Annotated in this window: 13 protein-coding genes; 4 read left to right on the forward strand and 9 right to left on the reverse strand. The window is 66.7% G+C overall.

The annotated features are described in order from the left end of the window. From fdhF to ACFWUP_RS16365, 6 genes are all read right to left on the reverse strand, one after another. On the reverse strand, positions 1–3,003 hold the full coding sequence (gene fdhF, locus ACFWUP_RS16340) for a formate dehydrogenase subunit alpha (RefSeq protein WP_379234965.1): 3,003 nt from the start codon (positions 3,001–3,003) through the stop codon (positions 1–3). Continuing rightward, positions 3,003–4,559: a formate dehydrogenase beta subunit gene (locus ACFWUP_RS16345; protein WP_379234967.1), complete on the reverse strand. Its 1,557-nt coding sequence runs from the start codon at positions 4,557–4,559 to the stop codon at positions 3,003–3,005. Before ACFWUP_RS16345 ends, fdhF begins: the two co-directional genes overlap by 1 nt. Further along, positions 4,559–5,032: an NAD(P)H-dependent oxidoreductase subunit E gene (locus ACFWUP_RS16350; RefSeq protein WP_379234969.1), complete on the reverse strand. Its 474-nt coding sequence runs from the start codon at positions 5,030–5,032 to the stop codon at positions 4,559–4,561. The genes ACFWUP_RS16345 and ACFWUP_RS16350 overlap by 1 nt, the downstream gene beginning before the upstream one ends. Before the next feature lie 9 nt (positions 5,033–5,041). After that, a complete protein-coding gene (locus tag ACFWUP_RS16355; protein WP_379234971.1) occupies positions 5,042–5,170 on the reverse strand; it encodes a hypothetical protein in 129 nt (42 codons plus the stop codon). Positions 5,171–5,191: 21 nt separating this feature from the next. Then, on the reverse strand, positions 5,192–6,589 hold the full coding sequence (locus ACFWUP_RS16360; protein ID WP_379234973.1) for an OFA family MFS transporter: 1,398 nt from the start codon (positions 6,587–6,589) through the stop codon (positions 5,192–5,194). 250 nt (positions 6,590–6,839) lie between these two features. After that, complete coding sequence (locus ACFWUP_RS16365; RefSeq protein WP_379234975.1) at positions 6,840–7,772, reverse strand: LysR substrate-binding domain-containing protein; 933 nt, start codon at positions 7,770–7,772, stop codon at positions 6,840–6,842. A 23-nt stretch (positions 7,773–7,795) separates the two neighbouring features. Between ACFWUP_RS16365 and map the strand changes: the two genes are divergently transcribed. Next, positions 7,796–8,659: a type I methionyl aminopeptidase gene (gene map / locus ACFWUP_RS16370; protein ID WP_379234977.1), complete on the forward strand. Its 864-nt coding sequence runs from the start codon at positions 7,796–7,798 to the stop codon at positions 8,657–8,659. Between the two features lie 8 nt (positions 8,660–8,667). Further along, complete coding sequence (locus ACFWUP_RS16375) at positions 8,668–10,260, forward strand: cobyric acid synthase (RefSeq protein ID WP_379235006.1); 1,593 nt, start codon at positions 8,668–8,670, stop codon at positions 10,258–10,260. 105 nt (positions 10,261–10,365) lie between these two features. Here the strand turns inward: ACFWUP_RS16375 and ACFWUP_RS16380 are convergent, their stop codons facing one another. Together ACFWUP_RS16380 and ACFWUP_RS16385 are read right to left on the reverse strand one after the other, a co-directional pair. Then, positions 10,366–11,118, reverse strand: coding sequence for an SDR family oxidoreductase (locus tag ACFWUP_RS16380; RefSeq protein WP_379234979.1), 753 nt, complete (start codon positions 11,116–11,118; stop codon positions 10,366–10,368). Next, positions 11,115–11,438 carry a hypothetical protein gene (locus tag ACFWUP_RS16385; RefSeq protein WP_379234981.1) on the reverse strand — a complete coding sequence of 108 codons (324 nt, stop codon included), beginning with the start codon at positions 11,436–11,438 and terminating at the stop codon, positions 11,115–11,117. Before ACFWUP_RS16385 ends, ACFWUP_RS16380 begins: the two co-directional genes overlap by 4 nt. 125 nt (positions 11,439–11,563) lie before the next feature. Between ACFWUP_RS16385 and ACFWUP_RS16390 the strand changes: the two genes are divergently transcribed. Next, on the forward strand, positions 11,564–12,487 hold the full coding sequence (locus ACFWUP_RS16390; RefSeq protein WP_379234983.1) for a LysR family transcriptional regulator: 924 nt from the start codon (positions 11,564–11,566) through the stop codon (positions 12,485–12,487). 5 nt (positions 12,488–12,492) lie between these two features. On the opposite strand, the gene ACFWUP_RS16395 is transcribed toward ACFWUP_RS16390, so the two are convergent. Further along, positions 12,493–12,957, reverse strand: coding sequence for a hypothetical protein (locus tag ACFWUP_RS16395; protein ID WP_379234985.1), 465 nt, complete (start codon positions 12,955–12,957; stop codon positions 12,493–12,495). Between the two features lie 331 nt (positions 12,958–13,288). Here ACFWUP_RS16395 and ACFWUP_RS16400 point away from each other — a divergent pair, with 331 nt between their 5' ends. After that, positions 13,289–13,852 (forward strand): alpha/beta hydrolase, encoded by a 564-nt coding sequence (locus tag ACFWUP_RS16400; RefSeq protein ID WP_379234987.1) that lies wholly within the window; start codon positions 13,289–13,291, stop codon positions 13,850–13,852. Positions 13,853–13,969 lie beyond the last annotated feature (117 nt).

Below are 13,969 nucleotides of genomic sequence, written 5' to 3' on the forward strand. Positions count from 1 at the left end.
TCAGCGGACAGGTAGTTCGAGCAGTTCGGCGGTCGCCCGCACGTGTCCATCGCAGGTGGCGCCCGCGCGAGTCACCTGGTCGCGCAACTGTTCTCGCATGCGCGGGTCCCAGTATTTGCGGATGTGGGTCGCCATGACCGAGGCCGCGTCGTGTTCGGGCAGGTCGCGGAACTGGGCGGCGATCTCGGTGGCCAGGCGCATCGCCTCGGGGAGGTGTTCGCGGTGGGAGGCGTCGCGCAGCGGTGAACCCAGGGCCACCTGCACGGCGGTCACCTTGTATTCGGGGCAGTTGGTGGCCCAGTCGGAGTTGTCGGTGGTCACCACGTTCGCCCCGGTGGTGGGGTAGTGGAACGTTGTGTACACGACGCCGGGCGGCATCCGATCGGAGAGCACCGCGTGCAGGCGGGTTTCGCCGGACCGGCTCGCCAAGGTCACTTCGGCGCCGTCCGTGATGCCGCGGACCTCAGCGTCGTGCGGGTGGATCTCGAGGATGTCCTCGGCGTGCCAGACCACATTGGCGGTGCGCCGGGTCTGCGCGCCGACGTTGTACTGGCTCAGGATGCGGCCGGTGGTGAGGATGAGCGGGAAGCGGCGGGTGGCGCGTTCGGTGGTCGGGACGAAGGTGGTGGTGACGAATCTGCCCTTGCCACGGACGAATTCGTCGACGTGCATGATCGGTGTGCCGTCGGGGGCGGCATCGGTGACCGGCCACTGCATGCTGCCGAGGCGATCCAGCTTCGCGAACGAGACGCCCGCGAAAGTCGGTGTGAGCGTGGCGATCTCGTCCATGATCCGGCTCGGATCGTCGTAGTCCATCGGGTAGCCCATGGCGGTGGCGATCTCGCACGGAATCTGCCATTCGTGCTTGCCGGTGGCGGGCGCCATCACCGGGCGCACCCGGTTGATCCGGCGTTCGGCATTGGTGAAGGTGCCGTCCTTCTCCAAAAACGAAGTGCCGGGTAGGAATACGTGCGCGAACTTCGCGGTCTCGTTGAGGAACAGGTCCTGCACGACCAGCAGGTCCAGTGCCGCCAGTGCCGCGAAGACGTGCTTGGTGTTCGGGTCGGACTGGGCGATGTCTTCACCCTGTACGTACAGCCCACGGAACGTGCCGTCGATGGCCGAGTCGAACATGTTCGGAATTCGCAGGCCCGGTTCGGCGGAAATCGGTCGCTGCCACAGGGTTTCGAAGACCTCGCGCACGGCGTCGTCGGAGACGTGCCGGTAGCCGGGCAGTTCGTGCGGGAACGACCCCATATCGCAGGAGCCCTGCACATTGTTCTGGCCACGCAGCGGGTTCACGCCAACGCCGTCGCGGCCGATATTGCCGGTGGCCATGGCCAGGTTCGCCATGCCCATCACCATGGTGGAGCCCTGGCTGTGCTCGGTGACGCCGAGACCGTAGTAGATCGCGGCATTGCCGCCGGTGGCGTAGAGGCGGGCGACCGCGCGCAGGTCTTCGGCGGGGATGCCGGTGAGATCCGCGACGGCTTCGGGGCTGTGTTCGGGGCGGGCGATGAACTCCGCCCACTCATCGAAGTCTTCACAGCGGCTGTGCACGAATTCGGTGTCGACCAGGCCCTCGGTCACCACCACGTGGGCGAGGGCGTTCACCACGGCCACGTTGGTGCCCGGCCGCAAGGGCAGGTGGTAGGCGGCCTCGATGTGCGGTGAGCGCACCAGGTCGATGCGGCGCGGATCGATCACGACCAGTTTCGCGCCCTCGCGCAGCCGTCGCTTCATCCGCGAGGCGAACACCGGATGCCCGTCGGTGGGGTTCGCGCCGATGACCACGATCACATCCGCCGCAGCGACCGACCGGAAATCCTGGGTGCCCGCGGACTCACCGAAGGTCTGCTTGAGACCGTATCCGGTGGGGGAGTGACACACTCGCGCGCACGTGTCGATGTTGTTGTTGCCGAACGCCGCACGCACCATTTTCTGCACGACGTAGACGTCCTCGTTGGTGCAGCGCGAGGAGCTGATCCCGCCGATCGCGCCCGCACCGTGGCGTTCCTGGATGGCACGCATCCGCTCGGCCACGTAGCCGATCGCGGTGTCCCAGTCCACCACTCGCCACTCGTCGGTGATCTTTTCGCGGATCATCGGTTCGAGGACGCGGTCGGGGTGGGTGGCGTAACCGAAGGCGAAGCGGCCCTTCACGCACGCGTGGCCCTCGTTGGCGCCGCCGTTCTTGTCGGGGACCATCCGCACCAGTTCCGTGCCGCGCAGCTCGGCCTTGAACGAGCAGCCGACACCGCAGTACGCGCACGTGGTGGACACTGAGCGTGTCGGAATGCCCAGTTGCACAACGGACTTCTCCTGCAGCGTCGACGTCGGACAGGCCTGCACGCACGCACCGCACGACACGCACTCGGAGTCGACGAACGACTCACCCGCTCCCGCAGAAACTTTCGACTCGAAACCGCGACCCTCGATGGTGAGCGCGAAGGTGCCCTGGATCTCACCGCACGCACGCACACAGCGCGAACACGCGATGCACTTGGTCGGATCGAAGTCGAAATACGGGTTGCTGGTGTCCTTTTCGAGGTCGAGATGGTTCTCGCCCTCGTAGCCGTAGCGGACCTGACGTAACCCGACCACCCCCGCCATGTCCTGCAGTTCGCAATCGCCGTTCGCGGGGCAGGTCAGACAATCCAGGGGGTGGTCGGAGATGTAGAGCTCCATGACACCCTGGCGCAGCTTCTCCAGTTGCGGTGTCTGGGTGCGGACCCGCATGCCCTCTGTCACGGGGGTCGTGCACGAGGCGGGCGTGCCGCGCCTGCCGTCGACCTCGACCAGGCACAGTCGACAGGAGCCGAACGCGTCGAGACTGTCGGTGGCGCACAGCTTCGGAATGTCGATACCGGCCAGGGCGGCGGCCCGCATCACCGAGGTGCCCTCGCCGACTGTTACTGGTAGACCGTCGATTTCGACGGTGACGGGTGGGGCGTCGGCCGGGGGAGCGGGTGTGCCGAGGTCCCTTTCGGGGAGCAGCGTCATCAGGTCTCCTCGGGTGGTGCGTGGGTGAAGTCCTCCGGGAAATGCAGCAGCGCGCTGCGCACCGGGTTGGGCGTGAGTCCGCCCATCGCGCACAGGGAACCGCTCACCATGAGCTCGCACAGGTCGTTGAGCAGGGCGAGATTGCCGTCGGGGTCGACGCCGCCGACGATCCGGTCGATCACCTCGACCCCGCGCACCGCCCCGACCCGGCACGGTGTGCACTTGCCGCACGACTCCTCGGCACAGAACTGCATGGCGAACCGGGCCATCCCGGCCATGTCGACGGTGTCGTCGAAGACCACGATGCCGCCGTGTCCGAGCATCGCGTCGGCCGCGCCGAACGCCTCGTAATCGGTGGGCAGGTCCAGCTTGTCGGCCGGAATGTAGGCGCCGAGCGGGCCACCGACCTGCACCGCGCGCACGGGGCGACCGGAGCGGGTGCCGTCGCCGTACTTGTAGACCAGATCGTGCAGCGAGATGCCGAACGCGGACTCGAAAACCCCGCCGCGCGCGATGTTTCCGGCGAGCTGGAACACCTGGGTGCCGCGCGAGCGGTCGACGCCGAGCGCCGCGTAGGCCTTGCCGCCGTCGGCGAGGATCGCGGGCACACTCACCAGGGTGAGCACATTGTTGACCGCGCTCGGTTTGCCGAACAGTCCGGTGATCGCGGGAATCGGCGGTTTGGGACGGACCATGCCGCGCTTGCCCTCGAGGCTTTCCAGCATCGCGGTCTCCTCGCCGCAGATGTAGGCGCCGCCGCCGATCCGCAGGTGGATATCGAAATCCAGACCGGAGCCGAGGATGTCGCGGCCGAGCCAACCCTGCGCCCTGGCCACCTCGATCGCCTGCTCGAGCACCGATGCGGCGTCCGGGTATTCCGACCGCAGGTAGATGTAGCCCTCGCTCGCGCCGACCGCGTACGCGGCAATGGTCATTCCCTCGAGGAGGCTGAACGGGTCGCCTTCCATGACGACACGGTCGGCGAAGGTGCCGCTGTCGCCCTCATCGGCGTTGCAGCACACGAACTTCAGCGGACCGGGCGCGTCGGCGACGGTCTGCCACTTGATGCCCGCCGGGAATCCGGCGCCGCCGCGACCTCGCAGGCCGGACTCGGTGACTTCGGCGATCACCTCGGCCGGGGTGAGCTCGAAGGCGCGGCGCAACCCGGCCAGCCCGCCGTGGGCCACGTAGTCGGTAGGGGAGAGCGGGTCGGTGACGCCGACCCTGGCCAGGCACAAGCGCTGCTGTTCACGCATCCACGGAAGATCCTCGACCACACCGTGATTCAGCTCGTGCGGCAGTCCGTCGAGCATGCCGAGCTCGACCAGGTCGTCGATGTCCTCGACGCGCACCGGGCCGTAACCCATACGCCCACGCGGGGTTTCGATCTCGACGAGCGGTTCCAGCCACAGCATGCCACGAGTGCCGGTGCGCACGACCGTGATCTCCTGGCCGATACGCGAAGCCGCCGAGTACAGCGCGATCACGACCTCATCGGCCCCGACCGAGGTCGCCGCGGAATCGCGCGGCACGTAGACCTTGGTGACTTTGCGCATTATTCGTCCTCCGCCAACACGATCTCGGCGACGCGGTCTCGATCGAGCCGCCCGTACACCTGCCCGTTGATCAGCGCCGACGGGCCAAGCGCGCAATTGCCCACGCAGAACACCTGATCGAGGGTGACGCGCCCGTCCGGTGTCGTCTGCCCGGTCTTGGTGCCGAGCCACTGCTCGAGCTCGCCCGCGAGGGTTTCCGAGCCGACCGACCGGCAGGCCTCGGCCCGGCACACCTGCACACACACCCGACCGACCGGCTCGGCCCGGAAGTCCTTGTAGAAGCTGACCACCCCGTGCACATCGGCGCGCGAGAGATTCAATTCGGCGGCAACCAGACCCACGATCTCGGGCGCGATGTAGCCGAGTAGGTGCTGGATGTCGTGCAGGATCGGTAGCAGGGGCCCGCGTTCGTCGCGGTGCTTGTCGGCTACGGTGCTGACCAGTTCGGCCAGCTGTCCGGTCGTGTCTCCCATCGCTTCCCTCTATCCGCTGAAGAGTTTGAGTGCTGCTTTGACGGCGTTGAAAAGTCCGTAGGCCAGCGGCAATCCGACAACGGTCCAGGAGATCACGAGCTGGGCCCGGTAGCTGTGCGGATGTTCGGCTTCGGTCATGAGGTGGGCTCCTTACGTGTTTCAGGTTCGGACGGCGGCGGGTGTGGCCGCGCCGTCGGCGGCGTCGGTGACCGGCTGCTTCTCGTGCCAGCGCGCCGAGACCGGGCGGACGAGGAGGTTCGCGACGAAGCCGATGGCCAGCACGCCGACCATGATGAACAGCGCGGGCCGGTAGTCGCGGGCCATGAGATGGCCGGGCTCGCCCTGGGCGTCGAGCACCCCGTTGACGATCAGCGGACCGAGCACACCGGCCGTCGACCAGGCGGTGAGCAGGCGCCCGTGGATCGCGCCGACCTGGAAGGTGCCGAACAGGTCGCGCAGATACGCGGGCACCGTGGCGAAACCGCCGCCGTAGAAGGAAATGATGATCACGCACAGGATCACGAACAGCGCGGTCGCGTTCGACCCGACCAGCGCCAGCGCGAGATAGGCGACCATGCCGACACCCAGATACATCATGTACGTGGGTTTGCGGCCCAGATAGTCCGAGGTGGTCGACCAGACGAACCGGCCGCTCATATTCGCCACCGACAGCAGACCCACGAATCCGGCCGCCACCGCGGTGGTCACCGTGGACACCCCGTCGGCATTGCGGAAGAAGTCCTGGATCATGTCCGCGGCCTGCTCGAGAATACCGATGCCAGCGGTCACGTTGCACAGCAACACAATCCACAGCAGCCAGAACTGCGGGGTCTTGATCGCATTGGCGGCCGAGACGTTCGCGGTGGTGACCATCGGCTTGGCGGCGACTGTGCTCGGATCGAAGTTCGCGGGCTTCCAGCCGGGCGCCGGCACCCGCACGGTGAACACGCCCAGCATCATCACGATGAAATAGGCGATGCCCAAGGTGATGAACAGCTTCATCACCGCGTCACCACCGGCCTCGGCACCGCCGAAGCGGGCGAGGAGTTCACGCGAGAGCGGGGCGGCCACCATGGCGCCACCGCCGAAACCCATGATCGCCATGCCCGTCGCCAGGCCCGGGCGATCCGGGAACCACTTGATCAGCGTCGACACCGGGGAGATGTAGCCGAGGCCGAGCCCGATACCGCCGATGAAGCCGTACCCGAGATAGACCAGCCACAGCTGCTCGGTCGCGATACCCGCCGCCGCCACCAGGAATCCCGACGACCAACAACAGGCCGCGGTGAACATCGTCTTGCGCGGGCCGACGCGGTCCACCCAGGTGCCGAAGATCGCGGCCGAGAGCCCGAGCATCACGATCGCGATCGAGAAGATCAGCCCGATCGCGGTGAGACTCGAATCGAAGTGCTTGACCAGCGCGTCCTTGTAGACACTGGTGGCGTACGCCTGACCGATGCATAGGTGGATGGCCAGCGCGGCGGGTGGGATCAGCCACCGGCTGTAGCCGGGGGGAGCGATGGTGTGCTCCCGGTCCAGGAAAGACAGCGCAGGCACTGCGCACCTCCTCGAGGTGTGGCTTCTACGGGTGGGTAGCCGGGGTGGTGCCTGCACCGAGACCGCGCGAAACACCGACGGCTTTGCGGCCATCGGTGTTTCGACGTCGAACCCTGCTCATGATCACCTGCCGGTCAGCGGGTCACGCTGCGCCGCTGATCGCGCTACGTCGTCCCGTGTCCTGAAAAGTAAGGCCGACGTGTGATCAACGTCAAAGTCCTAACTTCGATGAATTGATAAGCAGGATTTATCAGAAATCGGGTTTCAGGCGACGGGCGAGGCCCCGGTCCAGCTCACCGGCGATATCGAGTTCACCGACCGTGTCGACCAGCGTGCGCGCCAGAATCGACTTCGGGTCCTTACCGGCCAGTACCAGTCCCACGTGGAAGGATCGGCGCGGTTGCGGCATTGTCAGCAACCGGGCACCGGGTGGGATGTCGAAGCTGTGCAACCACGCGTGTGGAATGACACTGGACAGTCTCATCGACTCTAGATGAGAGTAGATCGCGGAAACAGTGTCAGTTTCGACCACCGGTTCGACCTGGGCCCCGGCCTCGGCGAAGTGCCCGTCCAGGATCCGGCGGTTCTGCATCACCGGCGTGAGCAGACACAGCGGCGCGGTGGCCGCATCGGCCCAGCTGATCGACTCCCTGGCGCCGAACTCGCCGTCGGCCGGGGTCAGGAACAGGTAGCGCTCGCGGTACAGCGGAACCACCCGCACCCGGCCCAGCGGATCACCGTCGACGTAGGTCATTCCGATATCGATGTCGAAGTCGTTGAGCCGCGTCGCGATCTCGCGCGAGGACATCGACTCCAGGGAGAACCGGACCAGCGGGTGTCGCAGGTGCAGGGGAGTGGTCACCAGCGACGCGGCCGTCAGCGCCGTCGGAATGGCACCGATGCGCAACACTCCGGTGAGCCCGCCGCGCATGCTCGACAACGTCGAATGCAGCTGTTCCTGCTCGGCGATCATCCGCTGCGCCCATTCCAGGACCTCCGTGCCCTCGGCGGTGAACCCGGCGAATCGCTGCCCACGCTGGACGATCTGCACCCGCAGCTCGCTCTCCAGCTTGCGGATGCCCGCCGACAGCGCGGGCTGGGTCACGTGACAGGCCAGGGCCGCGCGACCGAAGTGTTGTTCGTGCGCCAACGCGACCAAGTACTCCATCTGACGCAGCAGCATGAGCCCATAGATACACTGCCTCTATGTCCGTGCGCACCCGTCAGCCACTAGTTCCCGGCACCCAGTCGCCGATCCGGGAAGTTCCCCGCTCCATCGAGCGTCCCGAGTACGTCTGGAAGAAGACCGCGAACGAGGGCAACGAGCCCTGGGTGCAGACCGCCGAGACCATCGAGAAGATGCGGATCGCGGGCAAGATCGCGGCCCAGGCCCTCGAAGTGGCGGGCAAGGCGGTGGCGCCCGGCGTCACCACCGACGAACTCGACCGCATCGCCCACGAGTACATGTGCGACCATGGCGCCTACCCCTCCACGCTGGGCTACAAGGGTTTTCCCAAGTCCTGCTGCACCTCGCTCAACGAGGTCATCTGCCACGGCATCCCCGACTCGACCGTGATCGAGGACGGTGACATCGTCAATATCGACGTCACCGCCTTCATCCACGGCGTGCACGGCGACACCAACAAAACCTTCCTCGCCGGCGATGTCGACGAGGAGGTGCGCCTGCTCGTCGAGCGCACCGAGGAGGCCACCAACCGGGCGATCAAGGCTGTCAAGCCGGGTCGCGCCCTGAACGTGGTCGGCCGCGTCATCGAGGCCTACGCCAACCGCTTCGGCTACGGCGTGGTCCGCGACTTCACCGGCCACGGTGTGGGCCCGACCTTCCACAGCGGTCTGGTGGTGCTGCACTACGACCAGCCCAACATCGAGTCGGTCATCGAACCCGGCATGACGTTCACGATCGAGCCGATGATCAACCTCGGCGGGATCGACTACGACATCTGGGACGACGGTTGGACCGTGGTCACCCAGGACCGCAAGTGGACGGCGCAGTTCGAGCACACGTTGGTCGTCACCGAAACGGGCGCTGAGATCCTCACCCTGCCGTGAGTGTGCCCTTGCGCGGGGCGCTGCTGATCGCGGGTACCACCTCCGACGCGGGTAAAAGCGTTGTGGTGGCTGGTATCTGCCGGATGCTGGCGCGGCGCGGGGTGCGGGTGGCGCCGTTCAAGGCGCAGAACATGTCCAACAACTCGGTTGTCACGCTCGATGGTGGGGAGATCGGGCGGGCACAGGCTCTGCAGGCTCGGGCCTGCGGGTTGGAGCCGAGTGTGCGGTTCAACCCGGTGCTGTTGAAGCCCGGTAGTGATCGCCGGTCGCAGTTGGTGGTTCGGGGTCAGGCCGTCGGAACTGTCGGTGCGCGTGACTATTTCACGCGTCGGCAGGAACTGCGCTCGGTGGTCGCGGGCGAACTCGCTTCTCTGCGTGCTGAATTCGATGTGGTGATCTGTGAGGGTGCGGGTTCGCCAGCCGAGATCAATTTGCGTGCCACCGATTTGGCGAACATGGGTTTGGCGCGTTCGGCTGACATTCCGGTTCTGGTGGTCGGCGATATCGACCGGGGCGGTGTGCTCGCGCATCTGTTCGGCACCGTCGCGGTGCTGGAACCCGAAGACCAGCAACTCATCTCGGGTTTCATCGTCAACAAATTCCGCGGTGATGTGTCGTTGTTGCAGCCCGGGCTGGACCAGCTTTTTGCCATGACCGGTCGCCCGACCCTCGGCGTCCTCCCGTTCGCCGAAGACCTGTGGCTCGACGCCGAAGATTCCCTCGGCACCATTTCCGGTGCCCCCGTCGGTCGGCCGGGCCCACCCCACGGCACCGAGTGGCTGACCGTCGCCGCCATCCGGCTGCCTCGGATTTCCAACTCGACCGATATCGAAGCTCTCGCCTGCGAACCGGGCGTTGCTGTGCGCTGGGCCGACAGCCCGCACCAGATCGCCACCGCTGACCTGGTAGTGATCCCCGGCAGCAAGGCCACCGTCTCTGATCTGGAGTGGTTGCGCGCCAACGGTCTATCCGACGCCATCCAGGCTCGCGCGGCGGCGGGACGTCCCATCCTCGGCATCTGCGGCGGCTACCAAATGCTGGGCCACCGCATCACCGACGGGATCGAGCACCCCCCACCGCCGGTCGCCGCGGATTCGCCAGACGCCGGGGAGCTTCGCTGCGAGACCTCGCCGAGCCTCTCCGTGGTGGCCGGCCTCGGCCTACTCGACCTCGACATCGAATTCGCGAACCCGAAGATCGCCCGCCAGGTGAGCGGCAACGCGGGTCCGATTCCCGTGCACGGCTACGAGATCCACCACGGCAGAGTCATCCGCACCGGCGACCTATCCTGGCTGACCATCGACGGATACCCCGAAGGCAGTGCACGAGAAGCGATCTGGGGCACCCACGTCCACGGCCTCCTCGAATCCGACGAGTTCCGGCGCACCTGGCTCACCGAAGTCGCCACCCGAGCGGGCCGCCCCGGCTTCACCGTCGCCCGCGACACCTCGGTCGCGGCCATCCGATCCGCCCAACTCGACCTACTCGCCGACCTCGCAGAACAACACCTCGACCTCGCCGCACTGGACCAGCTCATCCGTGACGGTGCCCCAGCCGACCTCCCCGTCATCGACACCGGGATCAGCACGGCCGCACCGTGACGGCCTGGCAGGCGGAGCCGGTGCGACCGTGACAGCCTGGCTGGCGGATACGGCGTGACCGTAACCGCCTGCCAGGCCAGGCAGTGAGGTGGTGTGTCGGGCTGATCAGCGGGTGGTGTAGCCGCCGTTGGCGAAGATGGTCTGCCCGGTGACCCAACCGCCTTCGGCGACAAGGAATTCCACCAGCGGCGCGATGTCCTCGATTCGGGTCAACCGGTCGTTCATCGCCTGCGACTTGTGGAATTCGACGCGCTCCGGCGTCTCCTGCGGGTAGAAGAACGGCGTGTCCATCGGGCCCGGCGCCACGCTGTTGACCGAGATGCTGCGCGGTGCGAACTCCTTCGCCGCAGCCCTGGTGAAGTGCTCCACCGGGCTCTTCGCGCCCGCGTAGGTGGAGTAGCCGTCGGTGAACGCGGCGAGCAGCGAGGTCACGATCGTGACGATGCGGCCACCGTCATTGAGCCGCTTGCCCGCCTCCTGCAGGAAGAAGTACGCGGCCTTGGCGTTGACGTCGAACATCGCGTCGTATTCGGCTTCGGTGGTGTCCAGGATCGGCTTGCGCAGGACCTTGCCGACGGTGTTCACGGCGATGTCGACTCCACCGAACGCCTCGACCGCAGTGTCGAACATGCGGACGATATTGGCGGGCACGGTGAGATCGCCCTGGAACGAAACCGCTTCGACACCTGCGGCTTTCGCGGCGGCCACGGTGTCGTCGGCATCGGCTTTGCTGGCGTCGCTGTTGTAGTGGACCAGCACATTCGCGCCGTCGTCGGCGAGCGTGGTGCTGATGAGTCGCCCGAGATTCTTGGCCCCCGCGGCTACTACCGCGGAGTTTCCGGTCAAAACGCCCGTCATCGATACGTCCTCTCGTCGGTGTCGCTCGGTTCGTACGACTCGCGGTCCGCCACTGCGAAACCCGGGATGTCGAGGGTCGCGCGCCCGATCGGCGTATTCGCCCAGCCACGGCCCCGCGCGGTCATCTCCCACACGCCGGTGCCGTGAATCTGCCTATACGCGAGCAAGCCTCGGAATATCATGCGAGCGGTGGCGTGCTCGGCTCGTCGCTCGGAGAGTTCGGCTCTGCGCGCGAGGTCGGCGAGGTCGAGCGACTCGCCCGGCGCGAGTACCGCCAGGACGCGTGCGTCGTCCAGGGTGATCGGGTCCGGATGAGCCACAGTCGCTCCCAAGGTGGTGTCGGAGTCGTACAACTTCGACGGTAGGGGCGGGTTGAACAAATGGGAAACAGTAGTTTCTGGCTTCTCCACAAATGATCTTTGTAGGTCGAGGTAAGGTCGATCGCATGGCCGATCGGACGACCCGCGACGGCAGGCCGCTGGACCTGCATCGCCTGCACCAGTTCCTCGCCGTGGCCGAGCACGCCGGATTCACCAGCGCCGCAACCGAATTGCACATCACCCAACAGGCGCTCAGTGCTGCCATCGGCCAGCTGGAACGCCAGCTCGGCGTCGCACTGTTCGACCGGTCCGGGCGCAGGCTGAGCCTCACCCCCGCCGGAGAGGTGTTGCGCGACGGCACCCGCGCCCTGCTCGCGGCCGCCGCGACCCTGGCCGAGCAAACCCACGAGGCAGGCGCCGCCGCACCACGCCCCTTCGTCATCGGTCACACGCCGGCGATCACGGCCGAAGAGGCGTACCTGCTGATGGCCCCCGTGCGCGACCGGTTGCCCGACGTCTCACTCACCGCTCGGCAGATGTTCCCCGACGTCCTCGTCCCCGCCCTCTACGACGGCGAGATCGACCTCGCCCTGCGCCGCGGCGTGGCGATGCCCGCCGACCTCGCCTCCGCGATCATCGCCTACGACCCGGTCCGCATCGCCGTCAGCGGCAACCACCGTCTGGCCACCCGCGAATCCCTGCACATCGACGACCTACGCGACGAATCGGTCATCGTCTGGGCACCCCCCGGCCACTCCTTCTACACCGACTTCCTCCTCAGCACCTACCGCCGAGCAGGCATCGAACCCACCTTCGTCGTCAACCGAATCCAGGGCACACCCCCGATCACCGCGGTAGTCGACAACAACCACATCGCCTTCGTCACTGCCCCCGCAGGCCCCACCCTCGCCGGTCGAGTCACCGTAATCCCCCTGACCGACCCACCCCTGGCCCCCACCCAAGCCCTCTGGCTACCCCACACGGTCTCCCCGATCCGCGACCTCCTAACCGCCCAACGGCTCGGGCACGACCACGTAGCGCGGCCCTGACCCGATCAGTTCCGCGATGCCGCCGGATCGTGTTCGTCCGATGGCGACGAGTCGTCCTCCGGTGGCTTGCGGCCGATGACGAAGGCCACGAGGCCGAAGACGAGGGCGGGTACGCCCATCGCGAGGACGCCGAACAACCAGAGGAAATCGGCAGTGGCCGCAGACGCCGAGCGGTACGCGTGCAGGCCCTTGCCCAGGTCGATGAGAACCATTCGCGCACTGACCGTTTCGTCACTTCGCACATCGAAGAGCTGCACCTCCCGCCCGTCCGCGACAACCCTTCCGAGACCGGGCTCACTGTCCCGCCCGAACGACCCCACCGAGCCCCGCTCGACGTGCACAGTCACCTCCTCCCCGAACCCGAGAAGGTAGCCGGCCGCGTTGACCGGCTGAGCAGCACCGAAGAGCGCCCCGGCCCCGAAGAACAGCGCCCCCACAGCGCACAACACCCGCACAGCAATTGATTTCACGGTTCCCCCAGCGTTCCGATGGATCAGTTCGGCCGTCATCGTACGACGCGACGGTTGGCGATCTGGCCGATCTGTCGGCAGGTGTAGTTCCGGTTTCGGGCGATCGCGGACCGATGTACCGCCGGGCCGCGGCGTCCTCGCGTGTGGTCCGTCGCTCCCGGTGTGCGATGTGCGACCCGTCTCGGCTCACAGCAAGGAGCGTGGGGTTGTGACAGGTCTGGCAATTCCGGGGGTGGGGGTGGTGAAAGCCCTGTTCACGGGGATGGGGTAGGCGGGCGGGTGCTGCGGAACACTGCTCGTTGTTCAGCGTGGCCGTGTACCGTAACCCGGCATGAAATCTCGGCAGATCACGGTCGGTGACCAGGCCTGGACGGTGCGCGTCGACGGGCCTTCCTCGCGGCACAATGTGCTGCTGCTACCCGACGCCGACGACCCTGCCGACGTGTTCGACAAGGTGTGTGCGCGGCTGCACGAATCCGAGTTGCAGACCGTCGTGGTGGAGTCGGCCGGGGGACTCGACCCGAAGGGTGTGCTCGCGATTCTCGACGAGCTCGAGATGCCGTATGTGAACGTCGCGGGGCGAGGCACGGGCGCGGCGCTGGCGTGGCGGGTGTGCTCTGGGCGGTTCGGGCGGTTCATGAGCCTGGTCGTCGCCGATCACGGGCACCCGGCCGTGCCCGCCGCCGACGGGAACGTGCCCGATCCGGCGTGTCCGCCGCTGGAGCTCCCGGTCACCATGCTGGTGACCAAGAGCCTCCCGCGCGCCACCGCCGACGCCTCCGGCCGCTACGTCTACGGCGAATTCCGTGTCGTCCCACTGGAAGTCGACAACATCGCCACCGAAGCGGGCCACGAACTCGCCACCGAGATCGTCCTGCGCACCAGCCTCTGGTAGATCAAGATCACCACGCTCTCACCTTGGTTTTTAACCGGGTGGGCGGGCCATTCAGAACCCCACTTGATCACGAAAGAAGCCCTTGATCGATGATTCTTCTTGCGACAGAACGAATCT

Origin of the sequence: Nocardia sp. NPDC058658, from assembly GCF_042716665.1 — a bacterium.
Classification (GTDB): Bacteria; Actinomycetota; Actinomycetes; order Mycobacteriales; family Mycobacteriaceae; genus Nocardia.

Excerpts from the sequence above, each read along its gene's own strand:
- ACFWUP_RS16400 (WP_379234987.1), top strand. The coding sequence starts at position 13,289 with ATGAAATCTCGGCAGATCACGGTCGGTGACCAGGCCTGGACGGTGCGC.
- ACFWUP_RS16390 (WP_379234983.1), top strand. The coding sequence starts at position 11,564 with ATGGCCGATCGGACGACCCGCGACGGCAGGCCGCTGGACCTGCATCGC.
- map (WP_379234977.1), top strand. The coding sequence starts at position 7,796 with ATGTCCGTGCGCACCCGTCAGCCACTAGTTCCCGGCACCCAGTCGCCG.
- ACFWUP_RS16345 (WP_379234967.1), bottom strand. The coding sequence starts at position 4,559 with ATGCGCAAAGTCACCAAGGTCTACGTGCCGCGCGATTCCGCGGCGACC.
- ACFWUP_RS16365 (WP_379234975.1), bottom strand. The coding sequence starts at position 7,772 with ATGCTGCTGCGTCAGATGGAGTACTTGGTCGCGTTGGCGCACGAACAA.
- ACFWUP_RS16380 (WP_379234979.1), bottom strand. The coding sequence starts at position 11,118 with ATGACGGGCGTTTTGACCGGAAACTCCGCGGTAGTAGCCGCGGGGGCC.
- fdhF (WP_379234965.1), bottom strand. The coding sequence starts at position 3,003 with ATGACGCTGCTCCCCGAAAGGGACCTCGGCACACCCGCTCCCCCGGCC.
- ACFWUP_RS16350 (WP_379234969.1), bottom strand. The coding sequence starts at position 5,032 with ATGGGAGACACGACCGGACAGCTGGCCGAACTGGTCAGCACCGTAGCC.
- ACFWUP_RS16355 (WP_379234971.1), bottom strand. The coding sequence starts at position 5,170 with ATGACCGAAGCCGAACATCCGCACAGCTACCGGGCCCAGCTCGTGATC.